We start from the raw sequence: 18389 nt of genomic DNA, 5'->3' as shown, positions 1-18389 counted from the left end.
AACACGGGCTTGAGAATTCTCGATTACAACTTTGTGACGCGATGCGCCAGCCTTTCCTTCCCCCCTCCTCCTGGCCGGCCAGCTAGCAGGCGCGCCGCAATGCTATTCCAGCATAACCTCGCCCGCCATCACCGCTCTAACCTCGCTGCCAGTATCCACGAGCAAGGCTCCTCTGTCGTCGATCCCCATCACCTGCCCTTGGATCGATGCCGCCCCTTCGCGTAGGCTGACCCGCCGTCCGGTCAAAACCGAATAGGTGCGCCAACGCGCTGCCATTGGTGCGAAGCCGTCTCGCTCCCATTCGGCCAAGCAGCTTGAAAGATGGCGTATCAAGCCGCCCAGGATAGCCGCGCGATCCCATTCGCGACCGGTTTCGATGCGCAGCGAGGTGGCAATCGGTAGCAGAGCGGGCGGGAGCTGCTCGCGTCTCAGATTGACGTTGAGGCCAAGTCCCAGCAGAACACAGGGCGCGCCGGTATCGTGGCCGATCACCTCCGCCAGTAATCCTCCCGCCTTGCGCTCGCCAAACCACAGGTCGTTGGGCCACTTAAGCCGTGGCGAAACCGAAACCACCTCGGCCAGCGCTTGTGCCATCGCCAAACCCGCCGCCAGGCTTAGCGACGGCAAGCGCGAGCCATCGAGTTGCGGGCGCAAAATCGCGGTCAAGTAGAGATTTACCCCGGGCGGAGAGAACCAATGATGGCCAGAGCGGCCTCGTCCCGAGCTTTGGCTCTCGGCGATCACCAACGTTCCGGCCGGCTGACTCTGGCGGGCCAGCTCAGCAGCAATGCGCTGTGTCGAATCAAGCCGAGGAAAATATAAGATTCGCCAGCCTAGGTCACCCGCCTGGCCGCGCTCTAGAGCACGGTAGGGATGGTGGGCGCAAGGCCGAGGTAGGGCAAAACTGACGATTTCTCCCAAGTCTTCAGCTACCTCCGCCATCGATGCGAGCAAGCAGCCAGTACTCGATCGTAGACCGCTTGCCGCCGCTTCTTTTGCAATACAGGCTAGCGAGTGGCGCCTTCAAGTTAAAAATTGCCACGTATAAGACCGTTTTTGAAACTTTAGAATAGCGTCAGACGGTCTAATTCATAATAAAAACCACAAAGTGCTGCTTGGTCTTTGAAAGACATCTAAGATCGCCGTGTCGAGCGTGGCGCACGCTTGAGTATTTACTCTTTAGCATAAGTAACCCTGTGGGATGCGCCAATGATCCGCGGCGGATCGTTCTTACTTGCCACAGGCCTGGAGAAGGGAGTCGATGATGTTGAAGCGACGAAGTGGGTTGATGGCAATTGCCATCACGATGGCGATGCTGTGCGGCTGCGCAGCGTCCGATCGCACACAGGCAATGTGGAAAGACGCAGCAATAGGCGCGGCGGCCGGTGGCGTAATCGGCTGCGGCGGAGCGGCCGGCACGGCAGCCTTGAACAACTCCAATCGGGCCGAAGCCTACGAAATCGGCTGCCCGACCGGCGTTGGGCTAGGGGCGATTATCGGTGGCGCGTATGGTTATCTGACCTACAAGCAGCCGCCGGCTCCCCCCGCTGCACCGGTCCCACCCCCACCACCACCGCCGCCTCCTGCACCGGCCCCGGTTCATGAGCGGATCATCCTTCGCGGAGTGCACTTCGACTTCAATCGCGCCAATATTCGTCCAGATGCAGTTCCGATCCTGGATGAAGCGATCGACATCCTGAAGCAGCATCCCAATGTCGATGTCCAGGTCAACGGCTATTGCGACGCGATCGGTTCGGCGGCTTACAATCTGCGCCTGTCGCAGCGGCGCGCCAACGCGGTCGCCGACTACCTAGAAAGCCACGGCATCCAGGCCAGCCGGGTAACCGCGCAGGGCTTTGGCAAGACCGATTTTGTCGCGCCCAACAACACGGCCGAAGGACGCGCCCAGAACCGGCGCGTGGAGTTGGTGCCGAGCAATCAGTAAACGCTCGGGCCACAGTGCGGCGTCGCCCCCATAGCCAGGCGCGGCGACGCCCCTCAACCGGGAGTGCCTCGTCTTAGCCCAAGGCGAGGCGCTCCCGGTCTGAGCGAATGCCGATATTGCTCAAATAACCCGCACCGCCACGCGACCTGTCGCCCTAGACATGGAGGCCGTGATGAGCACTGGATAGCAGGGTCAAGGCACAGGGGCGTAGCTGCGCAGGCCGGTGGCTTCGTCAATTCCCAGCATCGTGTTGAGATTCTGAATCGCCTGCCCGGCAGCGCCCTTGCCAAGGTTGTCGATCGCCGTGATCACTACCAGGGCCTGCGCGCGCGGCGCCAGCACGAAAGCGATTTCGCACTTGTTGGTGGCCCGCACATTGCGCAACTCGGGCAACTCGCCCTCGTCCAACAGGCGGACGAAGGGCGAGCCGGAGTAACAACCCTCGAAGGCGGCCCCAATATCCGCCGCCGTCACTCCAAGCCGAGGGCGCATAAAAATGGAGGTCAGGATACCGCGATTGACAGGCAACAGATGAGGCACGAACAGCAGCGCTACCTCGCCACCTACGGTACGCGCCATCTCCTGCTCCATCTCGGGGACGTGGCGATGGTTGCCCACCCGGTAGGGACGCAAGCTCTCGTTAACCTCGGCAAATAGTTGATCCAGAGCGGCGGCGCGACGGGCGCCAGTTGTACCCGATTTGGCGTCGATCAGAAGCGACGCGGGATCAACCAGCCCCTGCTGGAGCAGCGGCAGCGCGCCCAACAGCGCGCCGGTGGGATAGCATCCGGGGTTGGCAATCAGGCGGGCCCGTGCGATCTCGGCGCGATGGAATTCGGTCAGGCCGTAAACTGCCTCGGTAAGCAGCGCGGGAGCCGGATGCTCAACTCCGTAGGTGGCGGCGTAGCTGGCCGGCTGCGTGAGCCGGTAGTCGGCGGAAAGATCGATCACGCGCAGGCCACGCCGCAAAAGCTCCCCTATCAGCTTGGCCCCGACCCGTTCGGGCAGACAGGAAAGCACGATTTGCGCCCGCTCCGCGACGATTTCCAGCTGCATCGGCTCGAAGGCTGGCAGCTCCAGGCCGGCAAGATGGCGATGGACCTGAGCAACGGCACGGCCGGCGTAATGTTCCGAAGTGAGCAGGGTCAGCTCGACCCCAGGATGGCTGGCCAGTAGCCGCACGGTCTCGATACCCGAGTATCCGCTGGCACCTAGGATCGCGACATTGGCTTTACCCTGCATAGCCATGCGTTTAGTTCGTGACCCACCCAAGTAAGCTGGGCGGATTACACCATGAAATCGCGGCTTAAACCAGCCAGCCCGGCAGCCGCAGAGCAGAGGTTCAATCCCCTCTGGCGCCTCGACGCCTTGATGATCCAGCCCACCGAGCTATATAGGGTTGGCCGCGGGTAATAAGGTGATGGTTGGCGCGCGCTTGATTTACTTGGTCAGCCTGAGCGGGGTAGTGCTCGACGGCTTGGGCGGACTTTATCTGGCCTACGATCTGTTCGGGGCCGAGCGCGGCCTGCTACGCTTTCTCACGACCTGCATCACCTATGGCGTGGTCTTCCTGGCCGGTTACGGCCTACTGCTGGGCGGCTGGTTTGGATTGATGGGGTTGGTGGTCTCGGGTCCCGCTCTTGCCACCGAACATTGGCGCCACCAAAGCGGCCAACCGGAACCGGCCTGGGAAAAGATCATTTATGCGGCGTGCCGGGCTTGCAGTTTGGGCGTCGCTGGCTGGCTCAGCCTGAATCTGCGCTTCGGCTTAGGCTTCGCTTGTTTAGGCACCCTGTTGCTGTTCGGCGCTTACCAGATAAGCGGCGCAGCGGGCGAGCAGGTGCGGATCTTTTTGCGTCCCAAGCTCAGCGGCCGGGTAATCTTCAGCGGCAGCTCGCGCGGCCTGGCGTTGGGGCTCGCCGCGACGCTCAGCGCGACCTTGCTCAAGGAGCCACGCGCGGTCGCCTTGGGAATCCGGGTCGGAATCGTGGTGGCGGTCGTCAGTGCACTGGCCGGGACCCTGGGCCCCAGCGTCGAATGGTGGGCCCAGCAACTGCCGCCCCGTCGCTTGGGCGCTTACGGCGCTTTCCTAGTTCTGATCGGCTCTATCCTGCAGACCCTGCAGTACCTGCTCCCCTTGCTGTGGGGTGGCCGGAGTTGAGGAAGCGGATGAAAAGCTTAAACTTAATCCAAGGTTGCCGATTACAAGGTGACATGATAGCCGAGTTTGATCGAAGTATCGCCAAGGTGGGGTAGGTCTGGAGCAGGCGCTATTTTGCGCCGATGCTCCCTTGACGGCTTTCGCGATCGCGGGCTGAACGATGCGGAAGAAAGGTAAAGCTCATGAAGCATAGGCGATGGATAATTCCCTCAATCCTGGGAGTGGTTGCTGCCCTTTTCTGGTTAGCTGTCCACGGACATCGCGCCAGCGTGCTAGCGGCCACCGACAACGAGGCCGCGGCGACGGACGATATGCGGCCGGGGCTGGATTTCGCCTCGGTATTTGCGGCCGCGGGCGGCGGCCCGATTTCGCCCTGCCGCTCGATTGCCGATCCGTATCCGGCCTTCAACAGCGTGGCCTTGGATCCCAAGAACCACATTGCGGTGATAAGCGACAACGCGCTCAAGAGCGCGCTTATCTACGATATCAACGCGGGCGAGAGCTTCAGTAAAACGGCGATTACGCCCTACCTGTATCAGATTCGCGGCTTCGCTACTCATATTGCCTCGCCCGCCGGAGTAGCGGTGGATCCGGTCGCCAAGCGCTTCTACGTTGCTGATAACGATATCGGCGAGAGTATCGGCAACTTCCCCTACGGTGCGCGCGGCAATTATCCGGCGCAGTCGGTGGCGGTGCCGGTGGGCGCCTACGGGATCGGGCTCAGTCAGACTTACCATCAGTTCGCGGTCAGCGAGGAAGATCAGCCGCTGATCATGTTCTTCCGGATTGGCGCCAGCGGTGCCGAGCATCCCTTGCGCGAGATCCGCGGGCCCCACACCCAGATGGCGGACCCGCGCGGGCTGGTATGGGACGATACCAATCACGAGATCCTAATCGCCAATCAAGGGGCGTGGAATCGCGGCTATTGGGATCGCGATTGGAATGGCGGCGGCCATTATCAGCCGCCCTCGCTGGAGGCCTTTGCCGACAGCGGCAAGGGCGATGTCAAGCCTCTGCGCGTGATTCAGGGTTCGCGCACTCAGCTCAACTGGCCCTTCCAGATTGCGTTGGACCCAGTCCACAACGAGATTGCGGTAGCCAATCTAGGCGGCAATTCGGTGCTGGTCTTCAAGCGCACCGCGCAGGGCAACGTGGCCCCGGTGCGGGTAATCAAGGGACCTCATACCGGGCTGATGTATCCGATCGGGGTCGCCTACGATACCGTCCATAATCAATTATGGGTGGTCAATTACGGCCACGAAGCGCTGATTTACGATCGCGGCGCGCAGGGCGACGCCGCGCCCGTGCGGGTAATCCGCTCGGCCCCGGCTGGCGCCGCCACGGTAGGAATCAGCAATCCCTTCACAATGGCGTACGATTCCAGGCGCGACGAGCTCCTGGTCCGCAATTGAAACACTGACCCCCGCATCGGGGTCTTCGCCAGGATGGCGAGTGGAGCAAGCGCTCCGGTCAGAATCATTCACGGCCAGCACACCAAGCTGACCCGTACGGGTCATGGCATCGCTTATGACGCGGTGCGCGACGAGATCTTTTCTAGCGAGGCGCTAGCGGGCGCCATTGTCGTGCTCAAAGGCGGCGCCAACGGCGATGCCACGCCGATCCGCGTGATCCAGGGACCGCATACCCGGCTGTTTCGGCCCTGGTATGTCTTCCCCGATGATGCCCACCATGAGCTGGTAGTGGGAGACAATGTGCAAGGTTCGGTGTTGACCTATCCGATCGACGCCAATGGTGACGTGGCGCCCAAGCGGGTGATTCATGGTCCCAAGACCTTGCTGTTCCAAACCTACGGCGTGGGTGTCGACGACCAGCGAGACCTGCTGATCGCGGTCTCCCAGCAGATACCGCTCAATGCGGCGCAGAAAGCGGCTTTTCCGGCCGATTTTCAAGCCAAACGCCATGGCGGGATCCTGATCTTCCATCGTACCGACAATGGTAATGTGGCGCCCTTCCGGGTCATCATGGGACCTCATACGGGGATTCAGGGACCGGGCAATATCCAGATGTACAAGGGGTTAATTTTCATGAATACCCCGAATGCGGTATATTACCACTCGGCCTATGACCTGGGTGGTTATGCGCCACGCAAGGATTGCACTGGGCCGCCGCCCGATCCGCTGGGCCTGGGTAGCCAAAATGTCTTCATTGGGGTCTGGGACGATACTCAGAATGGCGACGTCGGGCCTCACTATGTTATCCACGGGCCGGCCTCGCAGTTTGCCGCCCTCTCGGGAATCGCCATCGATCCGAAGGATGGCGAGGTGTACGTAACCGACGCGGTGCACAACGCGACCTTCGGTTTCCTGGTCCCCGACTTCTTCACTCCCAAGCAAGACTGAGACTGAGCTGGCCGGCGCGGACGAGTAACCCCGCGCCGGCCCTCGGTGGCAGGTTGCACTTAAGCGCCAGGCGACGCTTTTCAAATTGACCGTCAGCGGACTATATTGAGGCAGCCGGGACTGGCGAACGGGGCTCACGGAGCCGCCTACGATGGTGGGTGAGCTACCAAGGAGGTAGAGTTCCATGGTGCTTGGATTGTCGCATGGTGGTTCCACGATCTTTACCAACCCCACCCCCGCCGATGAGGTCCTGGTCGCGACCCTCGACGGATTGGTGCGTTTGAAGCGCGATCGCGCCGGCGCCTGGAGCATCGCACAGCGCGCACTTGAGGGTGCGCACGTAAGCTCCCTTATCATGCCCGAACCGGACCTGATGCTGGCCGGAATTTTCAAGGGTGGGATCGTGGCTAGCCGCGACGACGGCCGTACCTGGGAGCGGCGCGATCACGGACTGTCGCTAAACGACGTGTACAGTTTGGCCGCCACCCGCCTGGGCGGGCACTTGCGGCTTTACGCCGGGACTGAGCCGGCGGCCTTCTTCATCAGCGATGATCTCGGACAGAACTGGCGCGAGGCACCGGCTCTGCGCCAAGTGCCTGGGACCGAGAAATGGACCTTTCCAGCACCACCTCATATCGCCCATGTCAAATTCATCTCGGTGGCACCCGACGATCCCGCCACCGTGTACGCTTGCGTGGAACAGGGCGGAATGGCACGCAGCCAAGATGGTGGAGAGAGTTGGAGCGTACTTAGCGGCTTTCACGACGACGTCCATCGGATGTTGATTCATCCCTATCATCCCAATCGTCTGATGATGGTAACCGGATTCGGGATTTTCATCAGCGAAGACCGCGGCGAGAGTTGGCAGCAGCGCACGCGCGATGGCAGCTCTTCGGCAGTGGGCGATTACCCTGACCAACTGGTCTTCTCCCCCACGCGACCCGAGCTTATGTTCCTGTCGGGGACTAAGACCAAACCCAGCCGGTGGCTCAAGGAGCGCTTCGCCGGAGCGCGCATCCTGCGCACTCGCGACGGCGGCCACAACTGGGAGATTTTGACCAACGGCTTGCCCGCACCCGATAAATGGCAAGCCTCGATCGAAGCGATGTGCCTGGAGGAGTGCGGCAAGGCGATCGCGCTGTACGCGGCCACCACCGCCGGCGAGGTCTATGCGAGTCAGGACAGCGGCGAGAGCTGGCGGCTGATCGCGCAAGGGCTAGCGCCGATTTCCAAGGGCGCCCATTATCGTCCCCTGGTCCAGGCCGCTTAGCGCGCAGCGGCGATTTCAACTCAACGCTCGGCTCCTCGGCTGTACGCCCTCACGTCTCGATCTTCTCGCCGGGCAGGGAGAATATTGAGCGGCGGGTGTGACACTGGTGAGTCTGCTTCGTCATCGCAAGAACAGGCGATATTGGGCGGAAAGTTTCATACACATGCCCAGGCCAAGCAGGCGCGAAGCGGACCTGAGTCTTTAGACCGACCGGGGAAGCAATTCTTCAAAGCCGACATGGAAGCGGGAGACCGCGATATCCGCGCTGTGGCACATTGCTACGATCTCCTCGACTCGGTGGCGGGGGAGCTTAACCGTGGAGATAATCAGCTCTTCGAACTCCCTCGCTGCTACCCGGCGCTGGAATTCGCTTAGGTCCAGCACCGGAAAGCCGCGCACTAACCGTCGCCATTTGTAGATGTCGTCGTCGGCAAAGGCGAGGAACCGCAAACCCAGATGGGGGTTAAGCTCGATTTCACGCAGGGCCGCGATCCCGCCCAATCCAGCGCCAAAAATGATCACCCGTCGAGAGCGCGGCTGCTGAATCTTGAAGAAGCGGTCGAAGAGGCAATAGGTCAGGCGCGAGGAAAGGATCAAGCTGATCAGCAGATAACCGTCGGTGATGGGCAGAAGCAGCCCTTGCAGCGGGGCATCCAGCAAATAAGCCGTGGCCCAGCCCAATCCCAGTGCCATAAACGCGGCGCGCACCGTGGCCAGCCCATCCTCCAAGCTGGGATAGCGAAAATCGCGGGCATACAGCCCACCCCACCACAGCCCCACTATCTGCACCCCCAGCAGCGCGACCATCCAGCTCGCCGGCCGGCTGTCGAGGCGCTCACCCGCAAGGAGCACGGCCAATCCCAATGCCAACACCGCCAGGGCAGCATCGGCCACGATCGAAAAGGCGCGATGGCGCACGAAAGGCAGATCGAATAGCGGAAGAAACAGACCGCCGCCCAGCGGATGGAGCTCCGGATAATGCATCGCGCGCAGGGCGACAATCCCCATCGCGATCGCCAGCGCCAGCAGCAGCGCCTGTTGGCGATTATCCAGCACGGCCAGGGCGAAACCGGCCATGCCACACAGCGCGGTCACCGCCCACATAACCAGGACCGCGCGCCGCTGGGTCATCCCCAGGGCAAGCAGACGATGGTGAATATGCTCGCGATCGGCGGTAAAGAACGCCGAGGGATTTTTCTTGACGAAACCGTAGCGCTCGCGCTGGCCGTCAAGCCGAATTACGCCCAAACCACGCAGTGCCCGCCGGATGGTGGTCAAGGCGACCTCGGCCAGCGGCAATCCGAGCACCGCCAAGGGCGCGGCGATGGCAGACAAGGTGGCGGCTTTGGTGGTAGTGGCCAGGCTGAACACCGCGAGCAGAAAGCCCAGCAGCAGACTGCCGGAATCCCCTAGAAAAATCGTTGCCGGATAAAAATTGTAGGATAGGAAGCCCAGCAGGGCGCCGCACAGTCCCGCGGTCACAGTCGCCTCAGAGGCGCTTTTCAAATGAATGAAGATTGCCAGCATCGTGGCCGCACTGATTAAACCTACTCCCGCCGCCAATCCGTCCAACCCGTCGATCAGGTTGATGGCGTTGACCACCAGCACGATCCAGATCAGCGTGGCCGGTAGGCTTATCCAGCCCAACGAAAAACCGAACAGTTCCCTGATCTGGTAGCCCGACGCGATGACCGCCAGCGCCGCGACGATCTCCACTCCAAGCTTGATGCGCGGCCGCAGGTCCCAGGCGTCGTCGGCGGCGCCCAGGGCCGCCAACGACGTGGCGGCGCCGGCCACCAGCAAATGGCGCCAACTGGGCAACCCACCGGGGCCATGAAAAGGGGCCGGCACGGCAGCTGACACCCAATGGGTCACGATCGAAGCCGCCACTCCCGTGATTGTGGCCAAATAAACCGCCACCCCGCCCAACCGTGGCGTAGCGACCTCGTGCACCTTGCGCCCGCCGGGTAGATCGATGACCCCCCAGCGACGAGCCAGTTGGCTCACGATCGGGGTGATCACGATTGCGGTCAACGCCGCGCATATAACAGCTATCAGGTAGTTGAGCACAAACGCCCAGCAACTATCGCCACGCCAGCTGGCAGCCAGCAAGTTTTTCTTCTGTCTGAGAAGCTTGTCATCAGTTTTAGGCTTAGCGCAAGTCTGATAAGTTTTTATGACCGGACGTTGTTAAACAGAGCGGCTAATGCTCGTTCAATTGAACGCTCCAAAAATAGCGTTTTCGAACCGCTATCGGAGCGATGGCAGAGGTCGTCTCAAGTTAGGTATTGTGTGACTCAGATCGATGGAAACGTTGCAGGGTAGGGTTGGGTTGGTAACCGGCGCCTCGCGCGGGATTGGCCGTGCGATCGCCCTACGGCTGGCCCGCGCGGGCGCGGCCGTGGCGATTAATTATCGCAACGACGGCGAGCGCGCGCGCGGCGTGGTCAGAGAGATCGAAGCCTGCGGCGGGCGCGCCCTGGCGATCCAAGCCGACTTGGCCAGACTGGACGAGGTGCGCGGGTTGTTCGAAGCCACGCTCGACCATTTCGGCCGTCTCGATATCGTGGTCAACAACGCCGCGGTAGCTTGCTTCCAGCCGCTGGCCGAGGTGAGCGAAGGCACCTTCGACCAGATTTTCGCGGTCAACGTCAAGGGGGTCTTCTTCGCGATGCAGGAGGCCGCGCGCCGGCTTAGCGACGGTGGGCGGATTATCAACCTCTCCTCGGGAATTACGATCCACGGGAGCGCGGGAGGCAGTGTATACGGCGGCAGCAAGGGCGCGGTGGAAGAATTCACCAAAGCCGCGGCCAAGGAATTGGGCAGACGGCAAATCACCGTCAATACCGTTTCGGCGGGCTTCACCGAAACCGATATGTTCTACCAAGCGGTGGCGCCCGAAAACCGCGCACAGGCGGTCAGCCTCTCGCCATTGGGGCGCCTGGGGCAACCCGAAGATATCGCCGAGGTGGTGGTTTTTTTGGCGAGCGAGGGCGGGCGCTGGATTACGGGCCAACATATCCGCGCCACCGGCGGCGCCGACTGAGGTGCCTGCGAACGGCACATCCGGCGGTGGACCTTAACCCTTGGTCCATGGGTTAATAGGCACACGTAAAACATACGGAAGTTATGCCCTGCCCCCCTGTACGCAAGCGTCGCCCGCAGCCCTGGCCGATTCGCCTAACCCATTGGTGCAACGTCCTGTTTGTCGTCTTGATGGCAGGAAGCGGCTTGCAAATCCTGGCCGCTTATCCGGCATTGGGACCGCGTGGCGCGCTTTATCGTTGGTATCCTTTTCAGGGCGTCGCGCCACCGCCGGCGCTACAATTGGGTGGATGGCTGGCGGGCGGACGGCATTGGCATTTCGCTATCGCTTGGCTGTTCGTGATGAACGGCGTGGTCTACCTAGCCTACTGTTGGGGCAGCGGGGAATGGTATCGGCGCCTGTTTCTGCCCCGGCGCGACGGGCGCGCGGCATTTCGCCAGGTGGCCTTCTACCTGCATCTCATCAAATCGCCGCCGCCCTCCGATTTTTACGATGGCCTGCAGCGGCTAGCCTACAGCGGCGTAATCGGCGTGGCCGCCGTCATGGTGCTGTCGGGCTTGGCGATCTATGAGCCGGTTCAACTTCACCTTCTCACCACTCTCTTTGGCGGCTACGACGGCGCACGCGCGGTTCATCTGGCCGGCTTGGGGATGATTGCGCTATTCGCCGCACTCCACCTGGTGCTGGTCCTGTGTCATCCCCGCAAATTGGTCAAGATGATCACGGGAGGACAGCATGAGTAGCGCCAGGGCGAGCGTTGCGGGGGTGAGCCGGCGCAGATTTATCCTAGGTGCCAGCGCGGGTGCGCTGCTGGGCGGATGCCAAAGCCGGCCGGTAAGCGCCTTTCTTAGAGCGATGCAGAGCTGGAATGGCGGCTTCCAGGCTTGGCTCTACTCGGCAAATCGCCTGGCACCCCAGCTTCCCGCCACGGCGCAGACTCCCGAAGCCGCGATCCCGGTCTACTACATCTCCGATTTCCTGCCCCAGCCTCCTCCCAACTGGACTTTGAGTATCGGCGGCCTGGTCCGCCGCCCGATGGTGCTGACGCTGGCGCAATTGCAGGAGATGACGGCGGTGGAGATGCGTGTGCAACATCACTGCGTGGAGGGTTGGTCGGCGGTGGCATCGTGGCGCGGAGTGCGGATGGTCGACCTCGCGCGGCTGGTGGATGCTCAGCCCAGCGCCCGCTATGTCGAGTTCCGCAGTTTTGACTCCAACTACTGGTCATCGTGGGACCGCGCCAGTGCCTTTCATCCGCAGACGATCCTGGCCTATGCAATGAACGGTCATCCGCTGAGCGCCGAGCATGGCGCCCCAGTGCGGCTCTACTCGGCGGTCAAGCTGGGTTACAAAATGGTCAAGTATTTGAGCGCGATCAACTTTATGCCGGCGCCCAGCGGTGGTTACTGGGAAGACCAGGGCTACGACTGGTTCGCCGGGGTCTGAGCCGCTTACAACGAGGCTTTGGGTTCGAGCCGGGGCAGATTCCCGGTTCCAGGGGAGAGCAGACTTTGACGCGACAGCGCCGGCCATGTTAGAGCCTAGCGATAATTAGTCGATAGCGAGAGGTGCGCGATGGATCTCAAGGGCGAACGCAGCGCGCTGCTGATCGTCGATATGCAAAACGGATTTTGCCATCCCCGAGGCTCCTACGCACGTCTAGGGATGGCGGCGGCGCGGCTCAATAGCGCCACCCCGGGATGCCTTCGCCTGCTGCAGGCCGCGCGCCAAGCCGCCATACCTGTAATCTTTACTCGCGCCTATCACGAGGCGGACTTTTCGGATACCACCCTCAAGATGCGCGATCAGCCCCGACTGGCCGGCCAGATCCGCGAGGGCTTCGTGGTAAAGGGCACTTGGGACTACGAGGTGCTCGATGAGCTTCGCCCGCTAGCCGGCGAGTATGTCATCGACAAGGTGCGCTACAGCGCCTTTGTCTCCGCCGGTCTGGGCGTGATGTTGGGCGCGCTTCAAGTCAAGAATCTCATCGTATGCGGGGTGACCACCGCGGTGTGCGTGGAAAGCAACGTGCGCGACGCCTGCCAGCACAATTATCGCGTCTTTGTGGTCTCCGATGCGGTGGCGGAAATCGACCAGGCCGAGCACGAGGCCGCACTGCGAATCATGGACCGTATGTTCGCTTGGGTGGTGGACAGCGCGCAAGCGGTAGCCGCCATAGGGGCGCTTAACCGAGGGCGTAACGCGGCCTGAGCGCGGCGCCCGATAATCCAACGACAGCAAAACTTAGGAGTTAGCGATGGCCAGCAGACGCAAGAGTATCCACCTTGAGGGCTTCTCCCACGGCACCAATCCGATTCCCTACGCCTCGGTGGTGGACAATATCCTGATGTCGGGCGGGATCAACGGACACGGGGCCGACGGCAAAGTCCCGGCTGATCCGACCGAGCAGGTGCACAACATGTTCAATAATATCCGCCGGATGATGGACAAGGCGGGGGGCACGCTGGAGGATATCGTCAAAATAACGGTCAATCTGAGCCCAAAGGTCGATCGCAACCTGATCAACGGCCCGTGGAGCGAAATGTTTCCCGATGCCGAAAGCCGGCCCGCGCGCAAAACCAATTTTGGCGAGTTGGGTGGCAACATGATTTGCCAGTGCGAAGTGACCGCGGTGCTTAAGAAGTAAGCCTTCTGGTGCGCCGAGAATTTTGTTCCCGGCGCACCTTTTCCTGGCCGACGATGCGTCGGGGGACGCACAACGTCCGACCAGCGGCAGGTCTCTATACCTGCCAGAGGGGTGGGTGAGAATCTGAACAATGGGGGTCGGACCGCCCGGTCCGACGGTTGGAGGAATTCAAGATGGCATCGCATCGCCGAGGTTGGGTACTGCTAGTCAGCCTGCTGTTCACCCAGCTCTTCATGTTCGGGCCTACCGCCGGCACCATCGGAGTTTTCATCCCCTCGCTGGTTCGCACCTTCGGCTGGAGCCGCGAGGCGGTGTCCTCGATCGCGGTGGCCTATTCCGTGATGCTGGGGATCGGATGCCTCATCTCGGGCGGGCTGTTGGAAGCCATCGATGCGCGTTGGGTAATGTCGGTAGGGGCGGTAGTCGCCGGTGTTGGCATGTTCTGCGCCGCCAGTATCCACTCGCTGGGTGGTTTGTTTGCCAGCTATGTGCTGGTGGGCGCAGGCGTGGCTTTGGGCGGCGTCACCCCAGCCACCGTGGTCGCGGCCAATTGGTATCCCCATCGGCGCGGTACCGCGGTCGCCATTACCCTGCTGGGCCTGTCGCTGGGGATGGCGGCGGCGCCGCCACTGGTGATGCACGTTATCGTAACTCACGGCTGGCGCATGGGGATGATTGCCTTAGGACTGCCGATGGTCCTGCTGAGCGCCCCCGCAGCCTTCATCATGGTCCGCACCCGCCCCGCAGAGGCACCGGCCGGAGCAATGGTTTCCGCCCATGGCCATGTCGGCGCGACCGGTGATCACGGCGTGGAGCTTGGAGTTGGAATGCTAACCTCGGCGTTCTGGCTACTCCTGGGCTTGTGCTTGTTTTCCCAGCTCGGCGTCGGCTCGATTCTCTATCACATGGTGCCCTACCTGATGTTGATCGGTTACAGTCCCGAGCAGGCTTCGATGATCATGGGAGCACAGGCCCTGCTGGTCTCCGTCGGCTCGGTCGGCTTCGGCATACTCGCTGACTATTTCGGACCTCGGCCAGTCCTACTGACCACGTTTGTTCTGCTCGCAGCCTCGGTCATGATGTTGATTGGAGCCAGCGATCCGCACTGGGCGATGTGGGCGGTTACCGGTTTCATCATTGTGTGGGGTGTCAACATGGGCAACATGTCGGCGCTGGCGCCGCTGGTCGCCAACAGCCTGGGTATGCGTCGCTTCTCCACCTTCATGGGAATCGTGACCATGTTCTGGTTTTTCGGCGAGGGCTTCGGCCCGCTCATCGCCGGGGGCCTGTTCGACCGCACCCACACTTATACCGTACCCTTCGAGCTGGCCGCGGCTTTCTTCTTGCTTAGCGCGGTCCTGACCGCGATGGTTTACCCCGCGCGAGGTGTCGCCTCCCAGGGCAATCGCGAAGAGATGGTGGCATAGCCGCCGACTTCCTGGAGCGAAATGGCCTCCCCCCACCGGCGCGCTGAAAAGGAAGGCCCAAGGTGGCGCTCAACGCTGCCAATGACAAGCGGCCGCGGAAGGGACCGCCCCAACGCCGACCCGCTACGGCATGGACCCTGCGGCCCGCCCCCGGTAAGATACCGTGCGTGCCGTCTGCGCCGCTGATCTCGCCCGAGGATTGGATCCATCAAGCGGTTTTAACCTGCTGGCCCGGCGCTCGGGTCAGTCGCGTAGAGCAGCTGCAGGGCGACGTCTCGATGCGCCGATACTGGCGCGGCTACCTTGAATCTGCGACTGCGGCTGCACCGCGCAGCGTGGTGATGGCAGATCTCGGTCCGCACGATTTGCCGCGCTATGCGCGCGAACTAAACCTACTCTCAGAGCCATTGCGCGAAAACTTGGTGCTTAACGCCCACCGCCTGATGAGTCTGCTGGGGGTCGCGGTGCCGGCGATCTATCTGGCAGCGCCACACGCACGCAAGCTCCTGCTTGAGGATCTCGGCAATCGCTCACTGCGTCAGACGGTAACCCGGCAGCCCGACCAGGTCCGCCCACTTTTCCGCCTGGCGATCGACGAACTGCTAAAACTGCACGGCGCGCGCGACATCTCATCGGCCGACAGCTACTACGCGCTCGGGCTTTTCTACGACACCCGGCTGTTCCGATGGGAGATGGAGCAATTTCTTCGTCACGGACTGGCGCAGAACTTGACGCAAACGACCCAGTTGGGCGGTGAATTGGACCGGATCGCGCTGGAATTGGGCTCCCTGCCACGCGTGCTGTCCCATCGCGATTACCATTTCAACAACCTGATGGTGCAGGAGAGCGCGCACGGGCCGCGCCTGCGAGTGATCGACTACCAGGACGCGTTGATGGCGCCAGCGGTCCAGGATCTGGCAGTACTGCTCACCACGCGCGACAGCGGCTCCGTGATTACTCCTGCGCTGGAGGAGGAGCTGCTCGCATATTACCGCGCCCGGGCGCATCAGCTCGCAATGGCGCTGCTACCCGAACCCGACTTCGCGCGCGGCTATTGGCTATGCGTGCTGCAGCATGCGCTCAAAGTAATCGGCCTGTTCAGTCATTTGGGCAGCCAGGGCAAATTGGATTATGCCGCCCTGCTGCCCGCCGCGCGTGCACAGGCCCGCCGCGCTTCGGCGGTGTTGGCTGATTTTCCCGCCCTGGCTCAAGCGTTGGAGCAATCATGAGAGCCCTAGTGCTGGCAGCCGGACTGGGCGAGCGACTGCGCCCGCTTACCGATCAAATTCCCAAACCGCTACTGGAGTTGGGCGGACGCCCCTTGATCCATTATCCGCTAATGATGCTACGGCGGGCGGGAATCACCGAGATCGCGGTCAATGTTCACCACCTCGCGCAGCAGATTCAGCTTGCGTTGGGGGACGGGGCTGCCTTGGGACTGAAACTTTTCTATGCGCCCGAAACCACATTGCTTGGCACGGGCGGGCCGCTGCTTGGGCTGCGCTCCTTCTTTGGCGAGGACAGCTTCGTAGTCGCCAACGCCGACACCCTCCTCGACCTCGATCTGGCGGCTATGATCGCGGCTCACCGCGAGCGTCGCGCCCTGGTCACTTTCGCCGTGCGCGCCTCGGACAAGCTAGGTGCCTACAGTCGCCTGGAGCTAGACGCCACCGCGCGCTTGCGCCGCATACGTTTCTTGCGCCGCGGCGGTTTTTTGGAGGACGTTCCGGCCAAGATCGATCCTAAGCTCGAGCCCGCGCTGCGCGCATACATGTATTGTGGCGTCTACGTGTGTGCGCCCCAAGCGCTAGCAGGCCCGATGCCGGCTGCCCCCTTCAGCAGCATCGAGCATCTGTTCGCGCCGATGTTGGCGCGCGACCTACCCTTGTACGGCTACCTGCATCGAGGCTTCTTTGTCACGGTCGACGATCTGGCGGGGTATGAGGCTCTGCGCCGACAATTCGCCGAGCGCCCGCCGCCACTGTAACTGTATGAAAAAACTGATGCATGCATAACTCGACCGCCGTATTTGTCAGCGAATTTCGTCCCATAGCGGCTAACCGCTTTAGCGGGTTGAACGGTTTTGACCGGAAGTAATAGCTTTCGCCGCAAGTAAGGAAGCATAGGATCACACAAAATGTGCGATCGCCAACACTTAAAGCTGCCTCACTTAGGATAAAATCCCGACTCGAATCAATCTTGCGAAAAGGCACGACATTCAAAGCCTAATCCACGGCTGCCACCACAGGGCAGCGCGACGGAAGGGAGAAGTTAGCGATGCCCACCAAAGTGCTGACTGTAAAAGAGGCTGCGGACTACTTGCGAATCCATACCTCGACGATATATCGCCTGCTGAAAAAAAAGCAGCTTCCAGCTTTTCGCGTGGGCAGTGACTGGCGATTCAATGTCGAGGACATCGATCGCTGGCGGCTAGGCGACACCAATCCGCCGCCGGTGGAACCCCAAATGGGCCGCAAACGGAACGTTCATGAGATTTAACCGTTCAGGCCAGGCTGGCCTGGGATAGCTAATAGAAAAGAGCCTTCGTCGCGCTGGCGGAGGCACCCTAACCAGCCTTGGCGAAGCGAAAGGAATGTGCTCGCAGCCAGAATTTCGGCATCGGCTTGATCCAGCGTCGCCGGTTCGAGGTCGGCCTGTACTCGCAGCCATCGGCGCAGGTCGTGCAACACGCTGGCTCGCTCACGGAGGGCCTTCCCCGAGTTGCGCTTAGGGGCCAATGCGAGCGGGCTCCAGAGCTGCCATTGCAGATGAGGATAGGCCTCGAGCGCGCAGGCGCCCGCCGTTTGCACGGCAGCAAAGGTAAGAAAGCCCGCTAGCATGAAGCGGGTGAAAAGCGCGAGGCCCGAGCTGCCAGCGACGGTAGGGACGCCAGGAAACAACGCGGCAAAAGCCGCTCGCAGATGCGGCTTGTCGCAAACCGACATTTGGTGCGCAAAATCGTGCAGAACGGGCGTTGGATACAGACTCAACCGCAGCGGCGGGTTAAGCCGGCGCACCAGTTTACGTAGGGTTTGATCCAGTAACCGACTTGGGGGTAGCTGAGCGCGCCGTGCCGGCCACGGCTGAGCCAAGCTCAGATCGCGCGGTAGACGCGGAGAATCCACCGCCACCAGCCAGCCCGGTCCAAGGTCGGGGCAGGCCTCACGCAGACGGCCTCGCAGCCGGGCTATCGGCGCGGCATCGAGATCGCTTAGCACGATTCGGGCCCGTCGCAATCGGCTGCCCGACAGCACGGCCAAGTCCAAAAAATCCTCACCAACGTCGATTCCCAACACCGCACGCGGCAGCGGCTTGATTTCCTCGACCAAGCATCCATCCGGCGTCTTATTCATTCCCACTGGAACCGCACTGTTAGGAGGCCAGGGAGGCGTGGGCGGTTTCGGGCAACCGAAGCACAGCACCGGCCGAGACTAAGGCGGCCACGATCAGATAAAGCGCGGGCGCCATGACCGTGCTGCGGGCAATCAGAACCGTGGCGATCATCGGGGTAGTGCCACCGAACAGCGTCATGC

The 18389-nt window shown here is 61.8% G+C and carries 18 protein-coding genes; 14 read left to right on the top strand and 4 right to left on the bottom strand.

Translation table 11 applies throughout. The features are described 5' to 3' along the window. Positions 1-102: 102 nt before the first annotated feature. Positions 103-942: a biotin--[acetyl-CoA-carboxylase] ligase gene (locus VKV28_08565; GenBank protein ID HLH76841.1), complete on the bottom strand. Its 840-nt coding sequence runs from the start codon at positions 940-942 to the stop codon at positions 103-105. Between the two features lie 319 nt (positions 943-1261). Here VKV28_08565 and VKV28_08560 point away from each other — a divergent pair, with 319 nt between their 5' ends. Beyond that, positions 1262-1945: an OmpA family protein gene (locus tag VKV28_08560; protein HLH76840.1), complete on the top strand. Its 684-nt coding sequence runs from the start codon at positions 1262-1264 to the stop codon at positions 1943-1945. A gap of 192 nt (positions 1946-2137) precedes the next feature. Here the strand turns inward: VKV28_08560 and argC are convergent, their stop codons facing one another. Continuing rightward, positions 2138-3193 carry an N-acetyl-gamma-glutamyl-phosphate reductase gene (gene argC, locus VKV28_08555; protein HLH76839.1) on the bottom strand — a complete coding sequence of 352 codons (1056 nt, stop codon included), beginning with the start codon at positions 3191-3193 and terminating at the stop codon, positions 2138-2140. 151 nt (positions 3194-3344) lie between these two features. On the opposite strand from argC, the gene VKV28_08550 reads away from it, so the two are divergent. The 4 genes from VKV28_08550 (at position 3345) to VKV28_08535 (ending at position 7736) form a co-directional block, all read left to right on the top strand. After that, positions 3345-4106, top strand: a complete 762-nt coding sequence (locus VKV28_08550) for a hypothetical protein (protein HLH76838.1) — start codon at positions 3345-3347, stop codon at positions 4104-4106. 182 nt (positions 4107-4288) lie between these two features. Next, entirely contained in the window at positions 4289-5518 is a 1230-nt protein-coding gene (locus VKV28_08545; GenBank protein ID HLH76837.1) for a hypothetical protein, read from the top strand. 33 nt (positions 5519-5551) lie between these two features. Next, on the top strand, positions 5552-6466 hold the full coding sequence (locus VKV28_08540) for a hypothetical protein (protein ID HLH76836.1): 915 nt from the start codon (positions 5552-5554) through the stop codon (positions 6464-6466). Between the two features lie 184 nt (positions 6467-6650). Next, positions 6651-7736: a hypothetical protein gene (locus VKV28_08535; GenBank protein HLH76835.1), complete on the top strand. Its 1086-nt coding sequence runs from the start codon at positions 6651-6653 to the stop codon at positions 7734-7736. A gap of 201 nt (positions 7737-7937) precedes the next feature. Here VKV28_08535 and VKV28_08530 read toward each other — a convergent pair whose 3' ends face one another. Then, positions 7938-9848 (bottom strand): hypothetical protein, encoded by a 1911-nt coding sequence (locus tag VKV28_08530; protein HLH76834.1) that lies wholly within the window; start codon positions 9846-9848, stop codon positions 7938-7940. A gap of 193 nt (positions 9849-10041) precedes the next feature. Between VKV28_08530 and VKV28_08525 the strand changes: the two genes are divergently transcribed. The 9 genes from VKV28_08525 to VKV28_08485 all read left to right on the top strand — a co-directional run bounded on the left by VKV28_08525 (position 10042) and on the right by VKV28_08485 (position 17355). Further along, positions 10042-10782 carry a glucose 1-dehydrogenase gene (locus VKV28_08525; GenBank protein ID HLH76833.1) on the top strand — a complete coding sequence of 247 codons (741 nt, stop codon included), beginning with the start codon at positions 10042-10044 and terminating at the stop codon, positions 10780-10782. Between the two features lie 83 nt (positions 10783-10865). Beyond that, the gene (locus VKV28_08520) at positions 10866-11525 is read left to right on the top strand and encodes a cytochrome b/b6 domain-containing protein (protein ID HLH76832.1); all 660 of its coding nucleotides are present in this window, start codon (positions 10866-10868) and stop codon (positions 11523-11525) included. Continuing rightward, positions 11518-12228, top strand: coding sequence for a molybdopterin-dependent oxidoreductase (locus tag VKV28_08515; protein ID HLH76831.1), 711 nt, complete (start codon positions 11518-11520; stop codon positions 12226-12228). Before VKV28_08520 ends, VKV28_08515 begins: the two co-directional genes overlap by 8 nt. Before the next feature lie 129 nt (positions 12229-12357). Then, a complete protein-coding gene (locus VKV28_08510) occupies positions 12358-12993 on the top strand; it encodes an isochorismatase family cysteine hydrolase (GenBank protein ID HLH76830.1) in 636 nt (211 codons plus the stop codon). 46 nt (positions 12994-13039) lie between these two features. Then, positions 13040-13429, top strand: coding sequence for a RidA family protein (locus tag VKV28_08505; GenBank protein HLH76829.1), 390 nt, complete (start codon positions 13040-13042; stop codon positions 13427-13429). 173 nt (positions 13430-13602) lie between these two features. Next, positions 13603-14856 carry an MFS transporter gene (locus VKV28_08500; GenBank protein ID HLH76828.1) on the top strand — a complete coding sequence of 418 codons (1254 nt, stop codon included), beginning with the start codon at positions 13603-13605 and terminating at the stop codon, positions 14854-14856. A 62-nt stretch (positions 14857-14918) separates the two neighbouring features. Then, on the top strand, positions 14919-16085 hold the full coding sequence (locus tag VKV28_08495) for a phosphotransferase (protein ID HLH76827.1): 1167 nt from the start codon (positions 14919-14921) through the stop codon (positions 16083-16085). Then, on the top strand, positions 16082-16843 hold the full coding sequence (locus tag VKV28_08490) for an NDP-sugar synthase (GenBank protein HLH76826.1): 762 nt from the start codon (positions 16082-16084) through the stop codon (positions 16841-16843). Before VKV28_08495 ends, VKV28_08490 begins: the two co-directional genes overlap by 4 nt. 290 nt (positions 16844-17133) lie before the next feature. Beyond that, complete coding sequence (locus tag VKV28_08485) at positions 17134-17355, top strand: helix-turn-helix domain-containing protein (GenBank protein ID HLH76825.1); 222 nt, start codon at positions 17134-17136, stop codon at positions 17353-17355. On the opposite strand, the gene VKV28_08480 is transcribed toward VKV28_08485, so the two are convergent. Continuing rightward, complete coding sequence (locus VKV28_08480) at positions 17352-18209, bottom strand: hypothetical protein (protein ID HLH76824.1); 858 nt, start codon at positions 18207-18209, stop codon at positions 17352-17354. The genes VKV28_08485 and VKV28_08480 overlap by 4 nt on opposite strands. Positions 18210-18389: the final 180 nt, after the last annotated feature.

The organism is Candidatus Binataceae bacterium (genome assembly GCA_035294265.1).
Lineage (GTDB): Bacteria > Desulfobacterota > Binatia > Binatales > Binataceae > DATGLK01.
Note: the sequence above shows the minus strand (reverse complement) of the source record. Positions and strands in the feature narration are given on the sequence as shown.

Coding starts and splice junctions, on each gene's coding strand:
- VKV28_08565 (HLH76841.1), bottom strand. CDS start 942: ATGGCGGAGGTAGCTGAAGACTTGGGAGAAATCGTCAGTTTTGCCCTA.
- VKV28_08560 (HLH76840.1), top strand. CDS start 1,262: ATGATGTTGAAGCGACGAAGTGGGTTGATGGCAATTGCCATCACGATG.
- argC (HLH76839.1), bottom strand. CDS start 3,193: ATGGCTATGCAGGGTAAAGCCAATGTCGCGATCCTAGGTGCCAGCGGA.
- VKV28_08545 (HLH76837.1), top strand. CDS start 4,289: ATGAAGCATAGGCGATGGATAATTCCCTCAATCCTGGGAGTGGTTGCT.
- VKV28_08540 (HLH76836.1), top strand. CDS start 5,552: ATGGCGAGTGGAGCAAGCGCTCCGGTCAGAATCATTCACGGCCAGCAC.
- VKV28_08535 (HLH76835.1), top strand. CDS start 6,651: ATGGTGCTTGGATTGTCGCATGGTGGTTCCACGATCTTTACCAACCCC.
- VKV28_08525 (HLH76833.1), top strand. CDS start 10,042: ATGGAAACGTTGCAGGGTAGGGTTGGGTTGGTAACCGGCGCCTCGCGC.
- VKV28_08520 (HLH76832.1), top strand. CDS start 10,866: ATGCCCTGCCCCCCTGTACGCAAGCGTCGCCCGCAGCCCTGGCCGATT.
- VKV28_08515 (HLH76831.1), top strand. CDS start 11,518: ATGAGTAGCGCCAGGGCGAGCGTTGCGGGGGTGAGCCGGCGCAGATTT.
- VKV28_08510 (HLH76830.1), top strand. CDS start 12,358: ATGGATCTCAAGGGCGAACGCAGCGCGCTGCTGATCGTCGATATGCAA.
- VKV28_08505 (HLH76829.1), top strand. CDS start 13,040: ATGGCCAGCAGACGCAAGAGTATCCACCTTGAGGGCTTCTCCCACGGC.
- VKV28_08500 (HLH76828.1), top strand. CDS start 13,603: ATGGCATCGCATCGCCGAGGTTGGGTACTGCTAGTCAGCCTGCTGTTC.
- VKV28_08490 (HLH76826.1), top strand. CDS start 16,082: ATGAGAGCCCTAGTGCTGGCAGCCGGACTGGGCGAGCGACTGCGCCCG.
- VKV28_08485 (HLH76825.1), top strand. CDS start 17,134: ATGCCCACCAAAGTGCTGACTGTAAAAGAGGCTGCGGACTACTTGCGA.
- VKV28_08480 (HLH76824.1), bottom strand. CDS start 18,209: ATGAATAAGACGCCGGATGGATGCTTGGTCGAGGAAATCAAGCCGCTG.